The sequence below is a fragment of the Streptomyces sp. McG3 genome, from assembly GCF_018619185.1.
GTDB lineage: Bacteria > Actinomycetota > Actinomycetes > Streptomycetales > Streptomycetaceae > Streptomyces.
The window spans coordinates 1-5,765 of record NZ_JAAXYC010000413.1; the positions used below are offsets into that span (position 1 = coordinate 1).

The following is a 5,765-nucleotide window of genomic DNA, read 5'->3' on the forward strand; positions in this document are numbered from 1 at the left end:
GGGCGGGGCTGATGGCGCGGCAGGGGGTTTCCACGGCGCTGACGGTGGAGTTCGGCGGTACGCCGCTGCCCGCGAAGTTCGTGAACACGCTGGTCGAGGGCTATGTCGACGACAGCCGTACGCTCCCGGACCTGTTCCTGCTGCGGTTCCGTGACCCCGACCGGGTGCTGCTGGAGCAGGCCGGGCTGAAGATCGGCACCGAGGCCCGGCTGCTGGCCCGCGCGGGCGGTGACACCGCCCCGAAGCCGCTGCTGGAAGGGGTCGTCACCGCGCTGGAGGTGGAGCTCGACGAGTCCGGCACGTTCACCGTCGTCCGGGGGCTCGACGAGTCGCACCGGCTGTTCCGGGGGCGGCGGGTGGCCAGCTACCAGAACATGACCCTCGCCGACATCTGCGGCCAGGTCGCCCAGCGCGCCGGGCTGAAGCCGGGCCCCGTCGACATCGCCGGGCCCGTACTGGAACACATCGCCCAGCCCAACATCACCGACTGGGAGTTCGTGCGCGGCCTCGCGGAGGAGGCGGGCGCGCAGGCGTACGTACGGGACGGGCAACTGCACATCACGAAGCCGGCGGAGGCGGGCGGAGCGCCCGACGCCTCGGCGCGCGCCGACCGCTACCCGCTCGTCCTGGAGCTGGGCAGCAATCTGCTGCGCTGCCGGGCCGGGGTGTCGGCCGCCGAGCAGGTCTCCGAGGTGGAGGTACGCGGCTGGGACGTCCAGGCGAAGCAGCCGCTGGTGGGCCGGGCCCCGGCGGGCTCGTCCCCGACGCTGGAGCTGGGGGTGACGGCGGCGGAGGTGTCGGCCCCGTTCGGCGAGGCCCGGTTCGTGGTGACCGATGCGGCCTACGGGGCGCAGGCCCAGGTCGACCAGGCGGCGAAGGCGCTGGCGGAGCGGATCGCCGGGTCGTTCGCGGAGCTGGAGGCGGTGATCCGGGGCAATCCGGAGGTGCGGGCGGGCAGTGCGGTGGCGCTGAACGCGGTGGGCGCGCCGTTCGAGGGCCGGTACACCGTGACGACCTCGCGCCATGTCTTCGACGCCGTACGCGGGTACGAGACCTGGATCACCGTGTCGGGGCAGCAGGAGCGGTCGCTCTACGGGCTGACGGGCGGCTCCCCGGCGGCGGGCGGTTCGCGGTGTGCGGGGCTGGTCAGCGGGACGGTGACGGACACGCAGGATCCGGAGGGGTCCGGGCGGGTCAAGGTGCGGTTCCCGTGGCTCTCCGACGAGTACGCGAGCGACTGGGCGCGCACGGCGCAGTCCGGCGGTACGGGGGGCGGCGAGGCGTTCATCCCGGAAGTGGGCGACGAGGTGCTGGTCGGCTTCGAGCACGGGCATCTGGACCGGCCGTACGTCCTGGCGGGGCTGTACAACGGGCAGGACCGGCCGGGGGGCGGGGGCGGTGGCGCATCTGCCGGTGCTCCCGGTGCCTCCGGTGCCTCCGGTGCGTCAGGCGCTTCCGGCACCCCTGGTGCTCCCCGTGCTCCGGGTGCCTCCAGTGCGTCCAGTGCTTCTGGAGGTACGGGAGGTACGGGAGGCGGGGACGAACTCGTCGATCCCACCACCGGCGCGGTGAACCGCCGGGCCTTCGCGTCGAAGAGCGGGAACCAGCTGGAGCTGCTGGACGCGGCGAACGGCCCGCAGGGCGTCCGGCTCCGTACCGGCGACGGCAAGCTCACGATCGACCTCGACCGCAAGGGCACCGCCATCGTCATCGGCAGCGACGGCAGCGTGACCATCGAGGCCAAGGAGCAGGTCTCCATCCGTGCGGCCGACGGCGTCGCCCTGGAAGCGGGGCGCGGGGCGCTCGAACTGACCGGCGAGAGCGTCACGCTGACCGCGCGGAAGGGCGTGTCCGTGGACGGCGGCACCGGGAAGGTCGGCATCGCGACTCAGGGCCCGGTGGAGGTGCGGGGCGGCGAGGTCACGGTCGACGGCAGTCGCCGCACGGAGATCAGGAGCGGAGGCTCGGTCAAGGTCAACGCGCCGATGGTCAAGTTGAACTGACAAGACGTCATGCGCACTGTGCGCGCGCAACATGCGGAAGGAGAACACAGCATGTCCGACGCAACCGCCGCCCCGGCAGCCCGGGTCGGCGACCCCACGGGCCACCCCGGCACGGTCGGGCCGCCCGGAGTCCTGTCCGTGCTCATCGGCGGGAAGCCCGCCGCCACCGTCGGGACCGCCCACCTGTGCTCCTCGCCCGCCGCCCATCCGCCGACCGTCCTCGCACCGCCCGGCAGCTCGACGGTGTTCATCGGCGGGCAGCCGGCCGCGCGCGTCGGTGACCTGGCGGGCTGCGGCTCCCCGGTGCTCTCCGGCTGCCCGACCGTACTGATCGGCGGGTGAACCGGAGCCATGGGACAGCAGTTCATCGGCGCGGGCTGGGCGTTCCCGCCGCGCACGGACGCCACCGGGTCCATCGCCCTGGTGCGTGGCGAGCACGAGCTGGAGGAGTCGATCCGGCTGATCCTGGCGACCTCGCCGGGTGAGCGGCCCATGCGGCCGGAGTTCGGCTGCGCGGTCAACGACTACGTGTTCGCCCCGGCGGACGCGGGGACCGCCGGGCAGCTCGCGTACGAGGTGCGGCTCGCGCTGGAGCGCTGGGAGCCCCGGATCGAGGTGACCGAGGTCGTCGTCCGGTTCGACGAGGCGGACAACGGCGTCCTCTACATCGACATCGGTTACACCGTGCGCGGCGCGAACGACCCCCGCAACCTCGTCTTCCCGTTCTACGTGATCCCGCAGCACGCCGAGTCCACCGAGGCATCGGCCGACGACGAGGAGGCGGGCGCATGACGTCACGCAGTCCGTACGACGAGGAGGCGGGCGCGTGACCCTGCCCGGTCCGTACGAAGGCCCGCACGAAGCCCCGCACGACGAGGAGGCGAGGGCGTGACCCTGCCCAGCCCGCATCTGGACGACCGCACCTTCCAGGGCCTGGTCGACGAGGCGAAGCGCCTGGTGCAGCAGCGCTGCCCGGAGTGGACCGACCACAACGTCTCCGACCCCGGGGTGACGCTGATCGAGGCGTTCGCGACCATGGTCGACCAGCTCGTCTACCGGGTGAACCGGGTGCCGGAGAAGAGCTATCTGACCTTCCTCGACCTGATCGGGGTACAGCTGCACCCGCCGACCGCCGCCCGGACCGAGGTGACGTTCCGGCTCTCCGCACCCCGCCCCGAACCGGTGCTGGTGCGCGCCGGCACGGAGGTCGCCACCGTCCGTACGGAGACGGAGGAGGCGGTCGTCTTCACCACCTCCGAACCGCTCTCCATCGTGCCGTGCGCCTTCGCCCACCTGGCCACCTGGCCCTCGCCCGGGGAGGCCGTCGACCGGACCGAGGAGCTGACGCTCGGCCGGGACGTGCCCGTCTTCGGGGCCACGCCCGCCCCCGGCGACTGCCTGTACGTCGGCCTGTCGGCAGCCGTTCCCGCAGGCGTACTGGCGCTCCGGCTGGACTGCACGGTGGACGGCGTCGGCGTCGATCCGGCACGGCCGCCGATCCTCTGGGAGGCCTGGGACGGGACCAGTTGGGCGGCCTGCGAGGTGGAGAAGGACGAGACCGGCGGCTTCAACCGGTCCGGCGAGCTGATCCTCCACCTCCCGGGAACCCATGTCCCGGCGGCCGTCGTCCGCCGCACCGGGGGCTGGCTGCGCTGCCGGCTGATCGAGGCGGAGCCGGGCCGGCCGACGTACATGGCCCCGCCCGTCGTGCGCGGCATCACCGCGTTCACCATCGGCGCGACGGTCGCCGCCGAGCACGCCGAGACCGTCACCGACGAGGTGCTGGGCCAGGCGGAGGGCGTCCCCGGGCAGGTGTTCCGGCTGGCCAGACCGCCGGTGGTGCCGGGGGAGTTCGTGGTCGAGGTGACCGACCCGGCGGCGCCCGACGCCGTCGCGGGGTCGGACGTCACCCGCTGGAGCCGGGTCGACGACTTCGCGCACTCCGGCCCCGAGGACCGGCACATCACGCTCGACCCGAACGCGGGGCGCGTCGAGTTCGGCCCCGCCGTACGCGAACGGGACGGCTCCGTACGCCATTACGGCCGGGTCCCGGTCAAGGGCGCCACCGTCCGGGTCCGCTCCTACCGCAGGGGCGGTGGGCTGCGCGGCAACGTCGCCCGCTCCACGCTCCGCGTCCTGCGCAGCGCGATCCCGTACGTCGCCCGGGTCGAGAACCGCCGGCCGGCGCTCGGGGGCGTGGACGGTGAGAGCGTCGACAGCGCCCGGGTGCGCGGGCCCATGACCCTGCGCACCCTGCACCGGGCGGTCGTCCCGCACGACTACGAACTGCTCGCCCGGGAGATCGCCCCGGACGCGGCCCGGGTCCACTGCATCCGGGCCGGTACGCAGGACAGCGCGGAGGCCGCCGACGCGGGCGGGGTGCGGCTGCTCGTCGTCCCCGCCGGGAGCGGCGACGAGCAGGGCCGGATCGAGTTCGACGAGCTGATCCCGCCCGCGAACACGCTCGCCCTGATCGCCGGACACCTGGACGCCCGGCGGCCGATCGGGGCCCGGCTGGTCGTCGAGCCGCCGTTCTACCAGGGCGTCACCGTCGTCGCCCTGGTCCAGGCGGAGCGCGGGGCGGTCGCGGAGAAGGTCCGGATGAGCGCGCTGACCGCGCTGTACGGGTACTTCAACCCGCTCACCGGCGGGCCGGCCGGGGACGGCTGGCCGTTCGGCAGGCCCGTCCAGTCCGGGGAGGCGTTCGCCGTGCTCCAGCGGGTGCCGGGGGTCGACCTGGTGGAGGACGTCCGGCTGTACCGGGCCGACCCGGTCACCGGCGAACGCACCGACGCCACCGCGAAGATCGCGCTGGACCCGCACGCGCTGGTCTTCAGCTACGAGCACCAGCTCCGGGTGAGGGGGGCCTGATCCGATGCGCGACGGAATCCCGGGGCTGCCGACCCCGCACCCCCTGATCGACCGGCTCCCCGCCGTCTACCTGGAACAGGACTTCCTCCAGCGCTTCCTGGCCGCCCTGGACGACGTCCTCGCCCCCGTCCTCCTCTCCATCGACAACCTGCCCGCGCACCTGGACCCGCGCAGCGCCCCCGACGACTTCCTCGACTGGCTGGCCCAGTGGGTGGCCGTCGACCCCCACGAGGGCAGCCCGCCGGAGCTGCGCAGGGCGGCGGTGCGCGGCGCGGTCGCCCGGCACGCCCGGCGCGGCACGGTGGGAGGCCTGGCGGAGGCGCTCCGGCTGGAGACCGGTACGGAACCGGAGATCGTCGAGAGCGGCGGCACCGCCTGGTCGACCGGGCCCGGCACCCCGCTTCCGGGCCAGGGCCGCCCCTGGGTGACCATCCGGATCCGGGCGGCCGGAGGCGACGGGGGCGGTGACCGTGCCGGGGCCGGGCCCGGCGGGCGGCAGCCGGACCGGGTGCGGCTGGAGGAGTTGATCGGCGCGGAGGTCCCGGCGCACGTCGGATTCACCCTGGAGCTGCTGTGATCTGCGACGAGTGCGGACACCGGAACCCGCCCGGGCGGGAGTTCTGTGTGGCGTGCGAGGCGTTCCTGGGGTGGGAGGAGGGGGAGACCGCGCCCGCGCCGAACGCGCCGACCGCGCCGACCGCACCGCCCGCACCGCCCGCGCCGACCACGACTGCTGGGCGGCCTGCGGCTTCCGCCGGGCCTGGGGCTTCCGCCGGGCCCGGGGGGCGTCCCGGGCCACCCGCTTCCGCCGGGCGTGCCGGTTCCGGTCCGCCGGCTCCCGGTCCGCCCGCACCCGCGCCCTTGCCCCCGCCGGCTCAGGGGAGGCCACCC

The 5,765-nt window shown here is 74.5% G+C and carries 6 protein-coding genes; all 6 read left to right on the forward strand.

Annotated features, from left to right (window positions below):
* Positions 1-11: 11 nt before the first annotated feature.
* Entirely contained in the window at positions 12-2,003 is a 1,992-nt protein-coding gene (locus HET64_RS35720) for a VgrG-related protein (RefSeq protein WP_215111404.1), read from the forward strand.
* Between the two features lie 51 nt (positions 2,004-2,054).
* Complete coding sequence (locus HET64_RS35725) at positions 2,055-2,345, forward strand: PAAR domain-containing protein (RefSeq protein WP_215111400.1); 291 nt, start codon at positions 2,055-2,057, stop codon at positions 2,343-2,345.
* A gap of 9 nt (positions 2,346-2,354) precedes the next feature.
* Positions 2,355-2,795 (forward strand): GPW/gp25 family protein, encoded by a 441-nt coding sequence (locus HET64_RS35730; RefSeq protein WP_097868113.1) that lies wholly within the window; start codon positions 2,355-2,357, stop codon positions 2,793-2,795.
* Between the two features lie 96 nt (positions 2,796-2,891).
* Positions 2,892-4,874 (forward strand): putative baseplate assembly protein, encoded by a 1,983-nt coding sequence (locus HET64_RS35735; protein ID WP_215111401.1) that lies wholly within the window; start codon positions 2,892-2,894, stop codon positions 4,872-4,874.
* A 4-nt stretch (positions 4,875-4,878) separates the two neighbouring features.
* Positions 4,879-5,451, forward strand: coding sequence for a phage tail protein (locus tag HET64_RS35740; RefSeq protein ID WP_215111402.1), 573 nt, complete (start codon positions 4,879-4,881; stop codon positions 5,449-5,451).
* A gap of 70 nt (positions 5,452-5,521) precedes the next feature.
* On the forward strand, positions 5,522-5,765 hold a 244-nt coding region (locus HET64_RS35745), incomplete at its 3' end, for a hypothetical protein (protein WP_215111403.1).